Genomic DNA, 16,141 nt, shown 5'->3' with positions numbered 1-16,141 from the left:
GGAGCCAGGTCAGCCGCCGACGTATGCCGCGAGGTGCTTTCCGGTGAGGGTGGAGCCGTCGGCGACGAGCTCCTCGGGAGTGCCTTCGAAGACGATCCGACCGCCGTCGTGACCAGCTCCAGGGCCGAGGTCGATGATCCAGTCGGCGTGCGCCATCACGGCCTGGTGGTGCTCGATGACGATGACGGACTTACCGGAATCGACGAGTCGATCGAGCAGGCCGAGCAACTGCTCGACGTCGGCCAGGTGCAGTCCGGTGGTCGGCTCGTCGAGGACGTACACGCCACCCTTCTCGCCGAGGTGCGTCGCCAGCTTGATGCGCTGACGCTCACCGCCCGACAGCGTCGTCAACGGCTGGCCGATCGTGAGGTACCCGAGCCCCACGTCGACCAGTCGGACGAGGATCTTGTGCGCAGCGAGCGTCTTCGCCTCACCGTCGCCGAAGAACTCCTCGGCCTCGGCCACCGACATCGTGAGAACCTCGTTGATGTCCTTGCCACCGAATTTGTATTCGAGAACTTCCGCCTGGAAGCGCTTGCCTTCGCACTCCTCGCAGAGAGTGGCAACGCCGGCCATCATCGCCAGGTCGCTGTAGATGACGCCGTTGCCGTTGCACGTCGGGCAGGCGCCTTCGGAGTTGGCACTGAAGAGCGCCGGCTTCACGCCGTTGGCCTTCGCGAATGCCTTGCGGATCGGGTCGAGCAGCCCGGTATACGTTGCCGGGTTGCTCCGACGCGAGCCGCGGATCGCACTCTGATCGACCGACACCACGTCCTCGCGTTTCGCGAGCGAGCCGTGGATCAGCGAACTCTTACCCGATCCGGCCACACCAGTCACCACGACCAGTACACCGAGCGGTACGTCGACATCTACATCTTGGAGGTTGTGTGAGTTCGCTCCACGAATCTCGATTGCTCCGGTGGACTCCCGCACGGTCTCCTTGAGGGCGGCCCGGTCGTCGAAGTGACGCCCGGTGACCGTATCGCTGGCTCGCAAGCCATCGACTGTGCCCTCGAAGCAGACGTTTCCACCGGCGCTACCCGCGCCTGGCCCGAGGTCGACGATGTGATCGGCGATCACGATCGTCTCCGGCTTGTGCTCGACAACGAGCACGGTGTTGCCCTTGTCCCGCAGGCGCAGCAGAAGATCGTTCATCCTCGCGATGTCGTGCGGATGCAGGCCGGTAGTGGGCTCGTCGAATACATACGTGATGTCGGTGAGCGAGGAACCCAGGTGCCGAATCATCTTGGTGCGCTGAGCTTCACCACCGGACAGCGTTCCCGACGGACGGTCGAGGCTGAGGTAGCCGAGTCCGATCTCCACGAAGGAGTCGAGCGTTTCGCCGAGCGTCGTGAGCAAAGGCGCGACCGATGGTTCCTTCAGACCGCTGACCCATTCCGCGAGATCGCTGATCTGCATCGAGCAGGCGTCGGCGATGTTGACGTCCTTGATCTTCGACGACCGCGCGCCCTCGCTCAGCCGCGTCCCGTCACATTCGGGGCAGGTGGTGAACGTGATCGCCCGCTCGACGAATGCCCGGATGTGGGGCTGCATCGCGTCGACGTCCTTGGCGAGGAACGACTTCTGAATCTGCGGAATCAGACCCGTGTACGTCAGGTTGATGCCTTCGACCTTGATCTTGGTCGGCTCTTTGTAGAGCAGATCGTTCAGTTCCTTCTTGGTGTACTTCTTGATCGGCTTGTCGGGATCGAAGAAACCGCAGCCGCGGTAGATCCGGCCGTACCAACCCTCCATGCTGTAGCCGGGGACCGTGATCGCACTCTCGTTGAGCGACTTGGTGTCGTCGTACAACGCGGTCAGATCGAAATCGTTGACCGCCCCTCGTCCCTCACATCGCGGACACATGCCGCCGGTGATCTTGAAGCTACGACGCTCTTTCGTCTGACGTCCGCCGCGTTCCATCGTGACCGCGCCTGCTCCGGAGATCGAGGCCACGTTGAACGAAAACGCCTGAGGCGAACCGATGTGAGGCTTTCCGAGACGGCTGAACAAGATGCGGAGCATCGCGTTGGCGTCGGTGGCGGTTCCGACTGTCGAGCGCGGGTCGACGCCCATCCGCTGTTGATCGACGATGATCGCGGTGGTCAGGCCGTCGAGAACATCGACGTCCGGCCGCGCGAGCGTCGGCATGAATCCTTGAACGAAAGCGCTGTAGGTCTCGTTGATCATCCGCTGCGATTCCGCGGCGATCGTACTGAACACCAGCGAGCTCTTTCCCGAACCGGAGACGCCGGTGAATACCGTCAGCCTCCGCTTCGGGATCTCCACGCTGATGTCTTCGAGATTGTTCACCCGCGCGCCTTGCACGCGGATCAAATCGTGGCTGTCTGCAGTGTGCAGGGCAGTCATCGTGTCTCCATCTGTCAGTCGATCGCCGACGGTCTCAGCGCAGTTGACGGTCTCAGCGCAGTTGACGGGCTCAGCGCAGTTCTTGAATACGGATCAGGTTTCCCGCTGGGTCGCGGACGGCGCAATCGCGAACGCCGTACGGCTGCTCGGTCGGTTCCTGGACGACGTCGATGTCGCCGGCCTGAAGCCGCTCGAACGTATCGTCCAGATCTTTGGTGGCCAGAAGAAGTCCGCCGTACGTGCCCTTGGCCATCATCTCGATGATGGTGCGGCGCTCGTCGTCGGTGATTCCGGGATCGACGGCCGGCGGATGCAACACGATGGAGGTGCCGGGCTGGCCGGGCGGCCCCACCGTGATCCAACGCATCCCGTCGTAGCCGACGTCGTTGCGCACCTCGAAGCCGAGGGTGTCGCGGTAGAAGTTCAGGGCGGCGTCAGGGTCGTCCTGCGGAAGGAAACTCGAGTGAATGGTGATGTCCATGGCGATCACGTTAATTGCGGTTGTGGGTTCTGCGCTTCTCGATTCCTGATCGGTCTGGTGACTTGTTTGGACACGCAGGACGGCATTCCAGCCGTCGACTGCTCGGCCTCGCGCCGATAGACGCTGGGCGGGACCCCTACCAATTCGGTGAACTTACTGCTGAAAGTGCCGAGAGAGCTGCAGCCGACTTCGAAGCAGACGTCCGTGACACTGAGGTCCCCGCGGCGCAGTAACGCCATTGCGCGCTCGATTCGCCTGGTCATCAGGTATGCGTACGGCGGTTCGCCGTACGCCTGACGGAATTGGCGACTGAGATGCCCCGCAGACATGTTCACTCCCCGCGCGAGCGCCTCCACGTCCAGAGGCCGCGCGTACTCCCGGTCGATACGGTCACGCACGCGTCGTAGTCGCGCGAGGTCCTGCAGGTGCGGATCTGCGGCAGGTCTGCTGGTCACGTATTCGATCGTGCCATGCGGTACCGACGTTGCCCAGCACAAGAGATGAACTGGGGTGTGGAGCGATCACGCACACACCGAGCAGTTCGTCATGATCGTGTAAGGATGGAGAAATGACCACGGCTCATCGCTCAGGCATCGACCTCACCCACCTCGACGGCGACACACGGGCGCAGGACGATCTGTTCGTCCACGTCAACGGAAAATGGCTCGCCGAATACGAGATTCCGGCAGACCGCGCAGTCGACGGGGCCTTCCGGACGCTCTACGACAAGGCCGAAGAAGACGTACAGACCATCATCACCGAAGCCGCGGAGTCCAACTCTGCCGCCGGTACCGATGCACAGCGCATCGGCGACCTGTACTCGAGCTTCATGGACGCCGACGCCGTGGAGGCCGCGGGCCTCAGCCCCATCGACGACGAGCTGGACGCCGTCGCCGATGCGCCGGACCGGTCGTCGTTGGCCACCGTGATCGGACGCCACCAGCGCGTCGGCGTCGGCGGTGCCATCTCGCATTACGTCGACACCGATGCCAAGAATTCCGAGCGGTACCTGATCCACTTCAGCCAGTCGGGAATCAGCCTGCCCGACGAGTCGTACTACCGCGAGGACAACTACGCGGAGATCCGCGAGAAGTACGTCGCGCACATCGACAAGATGTTCACCCTCGCCGGCGTCGGCTACGATGCACAGCGTGTGTTCGAACTCGAGAAGAAGATCGCGGCCGGGCATTGGGACGTCGTCAAGCGTCGTGACGCAGATCTGAGTTACAACCTCGTGGGCTTCGAGGAACTGACCGAGCAGAACCCCGGTTTGGACTGGGCGGCATGGCTGTCCGGTCTCGGCGCCGATTCGGAGAAGTTCGCCGAGATCGTGGTCCGTCAGCCCGATTTCCTGCACACCTTCACCGCACTCTGGGCGTCGGAGTCACTCGACGACTGGAAGGCATGGGCGGCGTGGAAGGTGCTGCACGCTCGCTCCCCCTACCTGCATTCCGCGCTGGTCGACGAGACCTTCGCTTTCTACGGCACCACGCTCTCGGGTACCGAAGAGAACCGTGAGCGCTGGAAGCGCGGGGTCAGCCTGGTTCAGGATCTGCTCGGCGAGGCCGTCGGCAAGCTCTACGTCGACCGTCACTTCCCCGCTGAGGCGAAGACCCGCATGCTGGAACTGGTCGCCAACCTACAGGAGGCGTACCGCCGCAACATCTCCGACCTCGAGTGGATGAGCCCGCAGACTCGTGAGGCCGCATTGGCCAAGCTCGAGAAGTTCACCCCGAAGATCGGTTACCCCGACAAGTGGCGCGACTACGCCGGTCTCGATATCTCGGCTACCGACCTGGTGGGCAACTACCGTCGTGGATACGCCGCCGAGTACGACCGTGACCTGGCCAAGCTGGGTGGCCCCGTGGACCGTGACGAGTGGTTCATGACGCCGCAGACCGTCAACGCCTACTACAACCCGGGCATGAACGAAATCGTGTTCCCCGCAGCCATTCTCCAGACGCCGTTCTTCGACGCCGCAGCCGACGATGCCGCCAACTACGGGGGTATCGGCGCCGTCATCGGCCACGAGATCGGGCACGGCTTCGACGATCAGGGCGCCAAGTACGACGGCGACGGCAACATGGTCGACTGGTGGACCGACGAGGATCGTAGCGAATTCGGCAAGCGCACAAAGGCTCTCATCGAGCAGTACAACGAGTTCGAGCCCAAGGAACTGCCGGGCCACCACGTCAACGGTGAATTCACGATCGGCGAGAACATCGGCGATCTCGGCGGGCTGTCGATCGCGATCGCGGCGTACAAGATCGCGACCGAAGGTACCGAACCTCCGGTCATCGACGGACTCACCGGTCTGCAGCGCGTGTTCTTCGGGTGGGCGCAGGTATGGCGCACGAAGGCCCGTGAGGCCGAAGCGCTTCGCCGTCTGGCCGTCGACCCCCACTCGCCGCCGGAGTTCCGGTGCAACGGCGTCGTCCGCAACCTCGACACGTTCCACGAGGAGTTCGACGTCAAGCCCGGTGACGCACTGTATTTGGAGCCGGAGAAGCGTGTGAAGATCTGGTAGCAAGGGCAAGCCCCTGTGCGCGCTTAAGGACCCCCTGGACTCCCTGAGCGCGCACGGGGCCGAAGGCCCTACCGGGCGTACATGATCACCCCGACGCCGACCAGACAGATCAGCGCACCGGCGATGTCGAAACGATCCGGGCGGAATCCGTCCATCACCACCGCCCACAGCAGTGAACCCGCTACGAAGATCCCGCCGTACGCGGCGAGGATGCGCCCGAAGTTCGCATCGGGTTGCATGGTCGCGACCAGACCGTAGAGACCGAGCGAGATGACGCCGAGCCCTACCCAGATCCAGCCCTTGTGCTCGCGAATTCCCTGCCACACCAACCACGCGCCCCCGATCTCGAGCAGCGCGGCGAGTACGAACAGCAATAGCGAACGTGCGACGGTCATGCCGCACACAGTATCGCTACAGACGTACCCCGGTCTCCGCGGAAAAGAAGTACACCTCGCCGGCCTTGGGCAGCAGATGAAGCGACTCCCCCGGTGCCACCGACATCTTCCGATCGACGCGAATGACAATTCGGCCGGATCGGCTCTGCCACTGCGAATCCGGGGCACCCTTTGCATAGACGAACGATTCGGCGCCCAGCTCTTCAAGCAGGTCGGCATCCACGGCCAGCGAGCCCTTTCGCCACGCTCCCACCAGATCCCACGACTCGGGACGCACTCCCACGACGACCCGCTCCCGCTCGGACGCCCCGGTGGGCAGCGGAATCCGCAGGTCACCGAGCACTGCGACGGTACCCTCGACCGGCGCTTCGATCAGGTTCATGCCGGGCGATCCGATGAAGGCGGCCACAAAGGTGTTGACGGGGTTGTCGTAAAGTTCCCGCGGCTTCGCCACCTGCTGCAAACGACCGTCCAGCATCACCGCCACCCGGTCCCCCATCGTCATCGCCTCGACCTGATCGTGGGTGACGTAGACCGTCGTGGTGCCGAGTCGACGCTGTAAGGCAGCGATCTGCGACCGCGTGCTCACGCGTAGTTTGGCGTCCAGATTGCTGAGCGGCTCATCCATGCAGAACACCTTGGGATGGCGAACGATGGCCCTACCCATGGCAACTCGCTGACGTTGCCCACCGGACAACTTTGCCGGTTTACGTCCGAGCAGCGGTTCGAGTTCAAGCATCCGTGCTGCCTCGAGTACCCGCTCGCGCCGTTCGGACTTTCCCACTCCCGCGTTCTGGAGCGCAAAACCCATGTTCTGCTCGACGGTCATGTTCGGGTACAGCGCGTAACTCTGAAACACCATGGCGACGTCACGTGCTCGCGGCGCGAGATGCGTGACGTCCGTGCCGCCGATCTCGATCCGGCCGTCCGACGCGGATTCGAGACCGGCGAGCATTCGCAGGCTGGTGGACTTACCGCAACCGGAAGGTCCTACGAGTACCAGGAACTCACCGTCGGTGATGTCGAGGTCGAGACGGTCGACCGCCGGTCGATCGGTTCCTTCGTAGCGGTGCGTGACTCCCGCGAATTGCACGTTGGCCATGAGTGCTCTCTCCTACTACTTCGGCAGCTTGGGGGTGATCTGCCGGTCGATGATCTGCTGCAACTGGGTGGCAACGCCGGCGAATGTCGATGCGACGTCGGCCTTCTGGAGAGCGATCTGCTCGAGTCCCGTGCCGATGATCTGATCCCCACCCGGGACGAACACGCGTGCGTAGTCCTGCGAGCGCGTACGCGAAAGCTGATCCACGGCGGTACGGGAGTTGGGGTTCGCGTCGAGGAACGCCTTCATGCTCGGCTCCGAGGTTGCCGACTTGCGGACCGGCATGTAGCCGACGTTCTGCGAGAAGTACGCCGTGTTCTCACCGTTGGTGATGAAGTCGATGAACTTGAGCGCGTTCTTCTTACGCTGATCGGAGATCTTGGACGGGATGGCAAGTCCGGCGCCGCCGGTGGGGCAACCGGGAGTTCCGTCCACTGCCGGGAGGAAAGCGGTACCGAAGTCGAAGTTCGCAGTCTTCTTGATGCCGGAGAGGTCACCCGTGGACGCGATGGTCGACGCCAGGATGCCCGTACCGAATTCGTTGGCGATGTCGGTGGAGACCGCGGCGTACTTCTTGTCGTGAATCATGCTGGAGAGGAATTGACCTGCAGCAATGGTCTTCTCGTTGTCGAGCTGCAGATTCCACTGGTCGGAGTACGATCCGCCGAAGGTCCAGATGGGGCCTTCGTAGGTCCAGCCCAGGTAATCCTTCGCGTTGCCCCACCCGTGTGCCAATTTGCCGTTGCCCACGACCTTCTGCAGCTCTGGTCCCCACTCGTCGAACTCCTGCCACGTCGCCGGCCCACGGTCGGGAAGACCGGCCTGCGACCAGACCGCCTTGTTGTAGTAGAACAACGGCGTCGACCGCGCGTAGGGAAGCGCGTAGTGCTTGCCCTGGAACAGGTAGTCGGCGAGCAGTGAATCGACGTAGTCGGCCGAGTCGACGCCCACCTCGGAGAAGAGTCCGTCGAGCGGCTCGATCGCTCCGGCAAGTGCGTAGTTGAACCACCAGACATCCGAGAGCACAACCACATCGGGCACATCTCCGCCGGAGAGGGCAGCGTTGAACTTTTGTGCCACCTCTTCGTAGTTCTTGCCGCCGTCCACCAAGTTGACCTTCAGGTCCGGGTACTTGGTCTGGAAGCGGTTGATCAGTTCCTTCTCCACGTCGGTGGACTTACCCGGGTGGTTCGACCAGAAGGTGATGGTGTTGGAATCACCCGACGCACCGGATGTTCCCGCAGCATCAGCGCTCGACCCGCCGGAACCCGCGCACGCGGTGAGTGCGGCGCCGGCGGCGATTGCACCGCCGAGGCTCAAGAATCCGCGCCTGTTCATGTTTGCCATTACTGCTCCTCGAAAAAGAAATGTGACGGGAAAAGCTGTCAGCCCTTGACCGCACCGGAGGTGAGGCCCTTGATCATGTGTCGTTGCAGCACAAGGAAAATCACCAGAATCGGCAGCATCGTCAGCACCGTTCCTGCCATGACCGGACCCCAGTTGGTGAGTCCGTCGTTGTTCTGCAGCTGGGTCAATCCGATCGGCAGCGGCGCTACCGAGGAATCGTCGGACATAAGGAACGGCCACAGGTACTCGTTCCACTCGTTGACCACCGTGATGATGCCGAACGCCACCATCGTGGGTCCGGAAACGGGGAGCACCACGCGCCGGAGAAGCCGCCAGTGACCGGCGCCGTCCATCCGCGCCGCCTCGATGATCTCCGAAGGAATCGAGAGGAAGTGGTTGCGCATGAGGAACGTACCGAAGGCTACACCCGCGAGCGGAACTATGATGCCCTGGAACGTGTTACGCCAGCCCCACTCTGCCACGAGTGCGTAGTTCGAGATCACGGTGATCTGATTCGGCACCATCAAGGCGGCGATGATGCCGAGAAAGACGAAGTTCTTCCCCGGGAAACGCAGGAACACCAACCCGTACGCACTGAGAGTGCCCAGAACGAACTTCGCCGCGGACAGAATCGTCGTGATGACTATCGAGTTCCGCAGAAACATCCAGAACGGGACCGATGTTGTTGCTTCGGAGTAGTTCTCGGGATGCAGCGACGACGGCCACCACGTTGCCGGCTGAGTGTAGATCTCCGGCCGCTCCTTGAACGAGGTCATCACGATCCAGTAGAGCGGCAGGACGATGATGATCAGGGCGATCACCATTGCCGCGTACCCGAGGACCTTCACGCCGACCTCACGCCGGTCCACGTTCCTGCGGTCCGGGCCGGGCCGGACGACGGAAGTCGGAGCAGCGCTTTTCTTTTCCTCTACCGCTGTCATTTCTCTTCTCCCCGATCCATGGCACGAACCTGGTAGACGGTGATGATCAGCAGGATCAGGAACATGATGGTCGCAACCGTCGCGCCGTAGCCCGCCCGGAAGTTTCGGAACGTCTCGTTGTACACCTGGTAGACCATGGTCGTCGTCCCTGTCCCCAGCGGGCCACCTCGGGTCATGACGTTGATGATGTCGAAGACCTGGAGCGAGTTGAGCATGACGGTGATGGAGAGGAAGAACGTCGTCGGGCGCAACTGAGGCAGGAGAACCCGGCGGAACTTGGTCCACGGCTTGGCGCCGTCGATTTCGGCAGCTTCGTTCAACTCCTGCCGAACTCCTTGCAGCGCAGCAAGGTAGATGACAAACGTGTAGCCGAGGTTCTTCCACATGTACGTCACGGTCACCATGAACAGCGCCCAGTGGGGATCCTGATAGAAGTCGGGCGATTGGAGTCCGACACGGTGCAGGAGATCCTGGATCAGACCGAAGTTGGGGTCGAAGACGAACTGAAACGCGACACCGATCGCTGCACCGGAGATCACGAACGGCGCGAAGATGGCCGACCGGACCAGGTTTCGCCCGACGAGCTTGCGATCGAGCAGCATGGCCAACGCCAAACCGATGACCATCGAACCCACAACGGTGACCAACGTGAATACCACTGTGTTGGTGACGATCTGCCAGGTGTCGCTTCGTCCGAACCACTCGCGGTAATTGCTCAGCCCGATGAACGTCGCCTTCGGGTCCGCAATGTTCCAGTCGAAGAAAGAAAGTCGGATGTTGTCCACCAGCGGGCGATAAGTGAACAAGATCAACAACGCGAGATTGGGACCTACCAAGAGCGCAAAGAGCGCGTAGTCACGCCATGGTCTGCCCCACAGACCTGGCTTGCCTGAAGTGGGCAGCGTTCTTTCCGGACTCGATCTCACTGAGGCAGTCTGACCGCCCGCAACGAATGAATGGTGAACGTACAAGACACTCGAGTTGAACGCGACACGAAAAAGGCCCTGCGCGAATACTTCTCGCGCAGGGCCTTCGTCGACTGTGTCTAGCGGTTCCAGTCACCCAATCCGTCGGCGCCGCTGAGGACTCCACCTGCGGTGTTCTGCACGATCACCGGGTCGCCCTTGCCTGCGTTCTCGAAGAACCACTTGGCGTCCTCGGTGCTGACGTTGAGGCAGCCGTGGCTGACGTTGGTGAATCCCTGTTGCGCAACCGACCACGGAGCTGCATGAACGAAGATGCCACTGTAGGAAATTCGCGTCGCGTACTCGACGTAGGTCCGGTATCCCTCGGGAGAATCGATCGGAACTCCGTACGTGGACGAATCCATGTACATGTCGCGCAGCTGCTCGCCGACGATGTACGTGCCGTTCGGTGTTTCGTGGCCCGGCTTGCCGAACGACGTCGGCATGGTGCGCACGACCTCGCCGTTGCGGGTGACGGTGACCTGCTTGGTGTTGTCGTCCGCGACGGTGACGAGTGCGTCACCGATGTTGAACGTGGAGTGCGAATCACCGGCGTCGACGGTCACGGAGATGTTCGCCGGCCAGAACTGTGCCGGCTTCCAACGGACCTGGCTGTCGTTGATCCAGTAGAAGCTGCCCTCGACCGGAGGATCGGTGGTTACGCGAATAGCGCGTTCAGCCGTGGCACGGTCGCCGACCGCCTCGTTGAAACGAATGATGATCGGCTGTGCGATACCGACTGTCTCACCGGCAGACGGGTTGAGCGAAGGCGCGGAGAAGTTGGGAGCGCCGATGGGCGCCTGAATCGGTGTACCCGGGATGCCCGGAACCGGAATCGCCGGATCGAGGTACGGCACCCCTGGAATGACGGGCAAAGGAATGTCCGGTCCACCGGGGAAGAGAGGAACGGCCGCGGAAGGTCCGGCGAGAGCAAGGCCGGCAGCCACCGCTCCGACGATTGCCACGGCAACCCGTGACGTCCGACGACCCTGTTTGCTGCCCATGTCACTACCTTCGCTCGACTGACCACGTACTCACGTGGATTTTGCGCGGCCGGCATCGATACCCGCCTGGTACCGATGCCGATGCACATTCGGACGCACCCGCTGGGAGCACACCTACACACCCGAGCACGCCAAAGAGAGCAAACCGCACATTTCCATAGTCATTAACACACAAAAGCGGCAATCGAGCAATTCGGATGTTCGCCCAAACGTTGCTATCCCTCGCTGCGGGCAGCCGCCAACATGGATTCGATGGAGATGAGTTTGGTTCGCGGTCGCCCGGCGGCGGCACCGGATGCGCGTTCTGCCTTGTCGATACGCTGCCACCCTTGATAGTCCACCTGATCCGGCGACCGGTCTGCCAGCAGAACCTGCAACTTGTCGGCATCCTCGGCGGGGGTTGCGAGGCGTCCACCAGCGAAGTCGTCGAAGATCATCGACACGGTCTCGGCGGAGCAGTACTTGTTGGTGCCGATCACGCCAGTCGGTCCGCGCTTGATCCAACCCGCGACGTAGACACCCGGGATCGGCGTGCCGGTCTCGGTGTCGATCACTCTGCCGTTCTCGTTAGGGATCACGCCGCGAGCGTCGTCGAAGGGCAAGTCGGCCATCGGTGTGCCGCGGTATCCGACCGACCGAAGCACCAGGGAGGTGTCGATCGTCTCCTCGGTTTCGGTAGGCCGGGCGGAGAGCTGACCGGTCGGCGTTGCCACCAATTCGTTTTTCACGATCCGCACCTGTGAGACTGCACCGTCGCCGAGGATCTCGACGGGAGAGGTGAGGAACCGGAGAACGATCCGCTTGCGAGAAGGATCCGCGGTACGTGAAGCAAATTCCTGCGCCTGCTTGACCTTGAGCAGGACGGACGGCTCGGCGGCATCGCTGTCCACGAACGCCTGACTGGCCTCGTCGAGTTCGGCTTCGATCGGGTCGACGACTACGTCCACGTTCGCCATCTGTCCTAGCGCCAACAGTTCGGGATTGGTGTACGCGGCCTGCGCCGGCCCGCGACGCCCGAGAATGACGACCTCACGAATCTTGCTGTCACGCAGAGCTTCCAATGCATGCTCGGCGAGGTCCGTCTTCGCAAGCTGGTCAGGGTCGGTCACCAGGATGCGTGCGACGTCGAGTGCGACGTTGCCGTTTCCGACGATCACCGCTCGCTCGCCGGACAGATCGAAAATCCGATCGGCATATCCCGGGTGGCCGTTGTACCAGGCGACGAACTCGGTGGCAGCGTGACTTCCCGGCAGATCCTCGCCTGGGATCTCGAGCTTGCGATCCCCGGCAGCGCCCACCGCGTAGATCACTGCGTGGTGATGGTCCAAGAGTTCCGAATGCGAGATGTGGGTGCCCACCTCGACGTTGAAGTGGCAGCGCACAGTCTTCTTCGCGACGACGGCGCGGAACTGGTCGGTGACGCCTTTGGTTCCGGGATGGTCCGGCGCCACGCCGGCGCGCACCAATCCGTAGGGAGTGGGAAGTCGATCGAACATGTCGACCTCGACGCGCGGCTTGCCGGTCAGTTCCATCGCCGCGTAACAGGCGGCCGGGCCGGATCCGACGATCGCCACTTTCAGCGTTCCGAGCTCGGGATCGATCTTGGCCATCGTGATCGGCTCGGGCCAGTCCGGGCCCATCGGATGCTTCTCGAAGTACGACGCGTTCATCTGCAGATACGGCGCGTCGTCCTCGTCGAGTTCGTTGTCCGGGAAGATCGCCTCGACCGGGCATTCGTCCACACACGCACCACAATCGATGCAGGTGTCGGGATCGATGTAGAGCATTTCGGTGGTCGCGAACGGAGCTTCGTCCGGTGTCGGGTGAATGCAATTGACCGGACACACGTCAACACACGAGGCGTCGTTGCAGCACGGCTGCGTGATCACATACGCCATGACATTCCCCTATCCCTGAAACACGAAGCACGAACTGATTCCCAGACTATAACGTGTTCCAATTTGGCGCGAGAATCGTTTTCAGATCACCCCATTGCGCTTCAGCAGCCATACCGCCTGCACGGTGGCGTGACCTCGCCATTCCAACGCCGCGGCGGGCGAATAGCTGTCGAAATCCACCGCCCAGCCGCCGTCGTCGTGTTGCCTCGCAGCGAGTGCCGACAGTTCGGAGTCGATCACCGCCGCATCGAACAACGCGCGGGTCGGCCCGCCGGGAAGCGGTGAGAAATCGAGGGGCCGCATGAATTCGCCCTCAGCTCCCCCGTCCACGTGCACCAAGCCGTCGGCCGGGATTCGTTTACCCAGAGCATTCACCAACGACGACACCTCGGGGTTCGAACTGTGTACCGCGTCGAGAAACTGCAAGGCAAAGGCCAACTCGAGGGCATGCAGAGAATCCGCCCCGGCGATCGCGTCGAGGCAATATCGAACGGCAGAGGCGAACCACGGATGTTCGGCGACGGCCTCGTCGAATTCGGCGACGCGAGCCGCTGCAGCACACACGATGCTGGTGATCTGCAACGACGGCGCCGTCGAATCGGCGTCCACCCAGAAGGGTGCACAACCAGCCGGGTCGGAGATCGGGAAGGCGAACGGTAAACCGCCGCCTGCCGGCGAATTGGTCTGCAACCAATCGCACAGCTCGACCGCTCTGGGCGTCGGCGTTCCGATGTCGGCAAAGGCTTCGAAGGCATGCAGCGCTCCGCCCGGTTGGCTGGTTGCCGAGCGGAGATCCGGTTCGAGTCCCCAGCCGTACCCGCCGTCAGGGTTGCGATAACCGTCCACGGCCGAAAAAGCCGCGGCCGGGTCACCCTGTCCGAGAATCAGATTCAGTCGATGCCGATCGAGAGTCCGGGCATGTCCCGCCATGAACCCGACGGCCGCCGTGAGATCAACACTCATGAAGGACGGTTCAGGATTCGTCGCCGTCGAGCCGGAAGCCGACCTTCAATGTGACCTGGAAGTGCGCCACGGCGCCGTTCTCGATGTGGCCGCGAGTTTCCACCACCTCGAACCATTCGAGGTTGCGCACCGTCTCGTTCGCCCGAGCGATGGCGGTGCGAATTGCCGCGTCACTGCTCTCGGTGGACGAGCCGACGATCTCGGTCACCCGGTACACGTTGCTGCTCATGGCATTCCCTTCGTGTCAGATTCGACGAACCAACTCCTGCGCCTCGGCGCCGAGCCTCGCAAGGCGAAGATCACCGAGAGCTGTCACAGCACTACCCAACCTGTTGGTGGTGAAACCGAGCGAGAGTCCGCTGGACAGGTCCGCATACGCTCCTGAACCGCCGACTCCGTAGTGGCCTATCGCATTCCGCGGCTGCCGCCGCGCGGCAATGATCGGCGGGTGGTAACCGAGAGTCCAGTTGGGCCGCACCGCGAGCACGTAGTCCCGATCGCGAGTCTGGATGGTCGACATCTGGTCGATGGTCGACTCCTTCAGGAACCGCTTCCCGTCGATCACGCCGCCGTTCGCGATGGCGCCGTACATCTTCGCGAGCGCACGGGCGCTGAACACGCCGTTCCACCCCGGCATCACTGCGTCGTTGACAGCCGGGTTGCGCACCATGACGTCGAAACCGTCGGGCATCGCGGCCTCCGCAAGTCCGCGAGTCGGACCGACGTGTGAGAGCACGGTCGAGGCGAAGGCCCAGTTCAGCCCCGCAGGGTTGATGTGCGGGAACAGCTTCGCAATTCGTGGACGCTCGGTTTCGGGTACGCGATACCAGAATTCGTCGACTCCGAGAGGCTTCGCTATTTCCGCTTGCACGACGTCGATGAACGGCTGGCCGGACACCCTGGCTACAAGTTCGGCTACCAACCACCCGTAAGTCACAGCGTGATAGCCGGGGCCTCGGAGCCGACGCGGATCCGGCTTCTCGGCAGCCAAGGCGGCAACGACGGCGTCGTAGTCCATCAGGTCGAGAGGATGCGGCATCAGTCCACGCACTCGGTGAAGACCCGCTCGATGTGACATCAGTTCGCGGACGGTGATCTTGTCCTTGCCTGCCGCTGCGAATTCGGGCCAGTACTGGGCGACCGGAGCGTCGTAGTCGATGAGCCCGCGTTCGGCGAGTCGATGAACGACTGTGCTGGCTACGCCTTTGCCCGTCGAGAAGGACAGCGACACCGTGTCGTGGTCCCAGCGCCTATCACGGTCGGCATTGCCGGCCCAGATGTCGAGCACTTTCTCGCCGCCCAGGTACACGACCAGCGCGCCGCCGCCTTGTTGCGGTTGGCGATACATCGCGAAGAAGCGGTCGGCCAGGGGAAGGAATCGCCGGTCCACGTACAGCTCGGTGCGCGAAGGCACCTCCACCCGGGCGAGCGAACCCCGTCGTGCATTGGGAGTCATCGCGTCCTCCGATCCCCACTGATTCAAGTTGTCCGGTCACCGGATCGGTGGCGGGAGCTTGACACCATTGTGACCACTGTCACGCAAGGGGTTCAGGACCGGGGTGCACTCACGGGGTGACCCACGTCGAAGTGCCGTCACTGAAACATCCCTGACCTGTGGCAATGTTGAAAACAAGGGTGGGTCCGCCTGAGCAGATGGCTCCGACGTCCTCGTCACCCACCGCCGCTCTGCCTCCTGGTCCGCTGAGCACCACGGCAAAGGGTGAGGAATCGGTGCGGCCGAGTGCGAGCGAACCGGGGCCGTACGCAATGGCAGCAAGCACTCCACCGCGCGACTCGGCGGCAGCGACGCCGCCGAAGAGCCCCACGCCTGCAGACCTGCCGCCGTCGCGTGAATCTGCGACGCCGACGCCGTCACCCTCCACGTGCGAAATCGCATAACTGGAGGGATCGGCCACCGCTCGGCATGCGGATGACCCGTCGACGATCGTCTGATCTTGGCCGCGCGCCGAACAATCCAACGTCGCAGCAGCGGCCGTTCCGCTGCCGAGAGACAATCCGAAGGCGGCCAGAACGATGCCGCCCGCCGCCAAACCTGCTGCTCGCTGTTTCCGGCGATCCATATCCAACCCCCACAGTGCATTCGACGTGACCGTACATTCGACGTCTAATCGAATTACCCGATATGTC

15 protein-coding genes are annotated in these 16,141 nt (G+C 62.7%); 1 reads left to right on the top strand and 14 read right to left on the bottom strand.

The genetic code is table 11. The features are described from left to right. Positions 1-9: 9 nt before the first annotated feature. From AC2ETI_RS07265 to AC2ETI_RS07255, 3 genes are all read right to left on the bottom strand, one after another. Entirely contained in the window at positions 10-2,370 is a 2,361-nt protein-coding gene (locus tag AC2ETI_RS07265; RefSeq protein WP_092764352.1) for an ATP-binding cassette domain-containing protein, read from the bottom strand. 70 nt (positions 2,371-2,440) lie between these two features. Beyond that, positions 2,441-2,851 carry a VOC family protein gene (locus tag AC2ETI_RS07260; protein ID WP_020909044.1) on the bottom strand — a complete coding sequence of 137 codons (411 nt, stop codon included), beginning with the start codon at positions 2,849-2,851 and terminating at the stop codon, positions 2,441-2,443. 5 nt (positions 2,852-2,856) lie between these two features. Then, positions 2,857-3,306: a helix-turn-helix transcriptional regulator gene (locus AC2ETI_RS07255; protein WP_019745214.1), complete on the bottom strand. Its 450-nt coding sequence runs from the start codon at positions 3,304-3,306 to the stop codon at positions 2,857-2,859. Positions 3,307-3,419: 113 nt separating this feature from the next. Here AC2ETI_RS07255 and AC2ETI_RS07250 point away from each other — a divergent pair, with 113 nt between their 5' ends. Continuing rightward, positions 3,420-5,378, top strand: coding sequence for a M13 family metallopeptidase (locus tag AC2ETI_RS07250; protein WP_483633723.1), 1,959 nt, complete (start codon positions 3,420-3,422; stop codon positions 5,376-5,378). A gap of 68 nt (positions 5,379-5,446) precedes the next feature. On the opposite strand, the gene AC2ETI_RS07245 is transcribed toward AC2ETI_RS07250, so the two are convergent. The 11 genes from AC2ETI_RS07245 to AC2ETI_RS07195 all read right to left on the bottom strand — a co-directional run bounded on the left by AC2ETI_RS07245 (position 5,447) and on the right by AC2ETI_RS07195 (position 16,074). Further along, positions 5,447-5,773 carry a YnfA family protein gene (locus tag AC2ETI_RS07245; RefSeq protein WP_003940244.1) on the bottom strand — a complete coding sequence of 109 codons (327 nt, stop codon included), beginning with the start codon at positions 5,771-5,773 and terminating at the stop codon, positions 5,447-5,449. A gap of 16 nt (positions 5,774-5,789) precedes the next feature. Next, positions 5,790-6,875, bottom strand: coding sequence for an ABC transporter ATP-binding protein (locus AC2ETI_RS07240; protein ID WP_483633722.1), 1,086 nt, complete (start codon positions 6,873-6,875; stop codon positions 5,790-5,792). Positions 6,876-6,890: 15 nt separating this feature from the next. Next, positions 6,891-8,222 carry an ABC transporter substrate-binding protein gene (locus tag AC2ETI_RS07235; protein WP_003940485.1) on the bottom strand — a complete coding sequence of 444 codons (1,332 nt, stop codon included), beginning with the start codon at positions 8,220-8,222 and terminating at the stop codon, positions 6,891-6,893. Between the two features lie 38 nt (positions 8,223-8,260). Beyond that, positions 8,261-9,163, bottom strand: coding sequence for a carbohydrate ABC transporter permease (locus AC2ETI_RS07230; RefSeq protein WP_483633721.1), 903 nt, complete (start codon positions 9,161-9,163; stop codon positions 8,261-8,263). Then, entirely contained in the window at positions 9,160-10,134 is a 975-nt protein-coding gene (locus AC2ETI_RS07225; protein ID WP_003940557.1) for a carbohydrate ABC transporter permease, read from the bottom strand. The genes AC2ETI_RS07230 and AC2ETI_RS07225 overlap by 4 nt, the downstream gene beginning before the upstream one ends. A 74-nt stretch (positions 10,135-10,208) precedes the next feature. After that, positions 10,209-11,132 carry a L,D-transpeptidase gene (locus tag AC2ETI_RS07220; protein WP_124567765.1) on the bottom strand — a complete coding sequence of 308 codons (924 nt, stop codon included), beginning with the start codon at positions 11,130-11,132 and terminating at the stop codon, positions 10,209-10,211. A gap of 215 nt (positions 11,133-11,347) precedes the next feature. Then, positions 11,348-13,030: an FAD-dependent oxidoreductase gene (locus AC2ETI_RS07215; protein WP_166809169.1), complete on the bottom strand. Its 1,683-nt coding sequence runs from the start codon at positions 13,028-13,030 to the stop codon at positions 11,348-11,350. An 81-nt stretch (positions 13,031-13,111) separates the two neighbouring features. Then, a complete protein-coding gene (locus tag AC2ETI_RS07210) occupies positions 13,112-13,993 on the bottom strand; it encodes a hypothetical protein (RefSeq protein WP_095968564.1) in 882 nt (293 codons plus the stop codon). A 10-nt stretch (positions 13,994-14,003) separates the two neighbouring features. After that, positions 14,004-14,222, bottom strand: coding sequence for a dodecin (locus AC2ETI_RS07205; RefSeq protein ID WP_003939815.1), 219 nt, complete (start codon positions 14,220-14,222; stop codon positions 14,004-14,006). Between the two features lie 15 nt (positions 14,223-14,237). Then, positions 14,238-15,449 (bottom strand): serine hydrolase domain-containing protein, encoded by a 1,212-nt coding sequence (locus AC2ETI_RS07200; protein ID WP_095968563.1) that lies wholly within the window; start codon positions 15,447-15,449, stop codon positions 14,238-14,240. Between the two features lie 109 nt (positions 15,450-15,558). After that, the gene (locus AC2ETI_RS07195; protein WP_483633720.1) at positions 15,559-16,074 is read right to left on the bottom strand and encodes a DUF6764 family protein; all 516 of its coding nucleotides are present in this window, start codon (positions 16,072-16,074) and stop codon (positions 15,559-15,561) included. Positions 16,075-16,141: the final 67 nt, after the last annotated feature.

It is taken from the genome of Rhodococcus sp. MurmanLake-1, from assembly GCF_056945715.1.
This window is presented reverse-complemented; position numbering and strand designations above follow the sequence as displayed.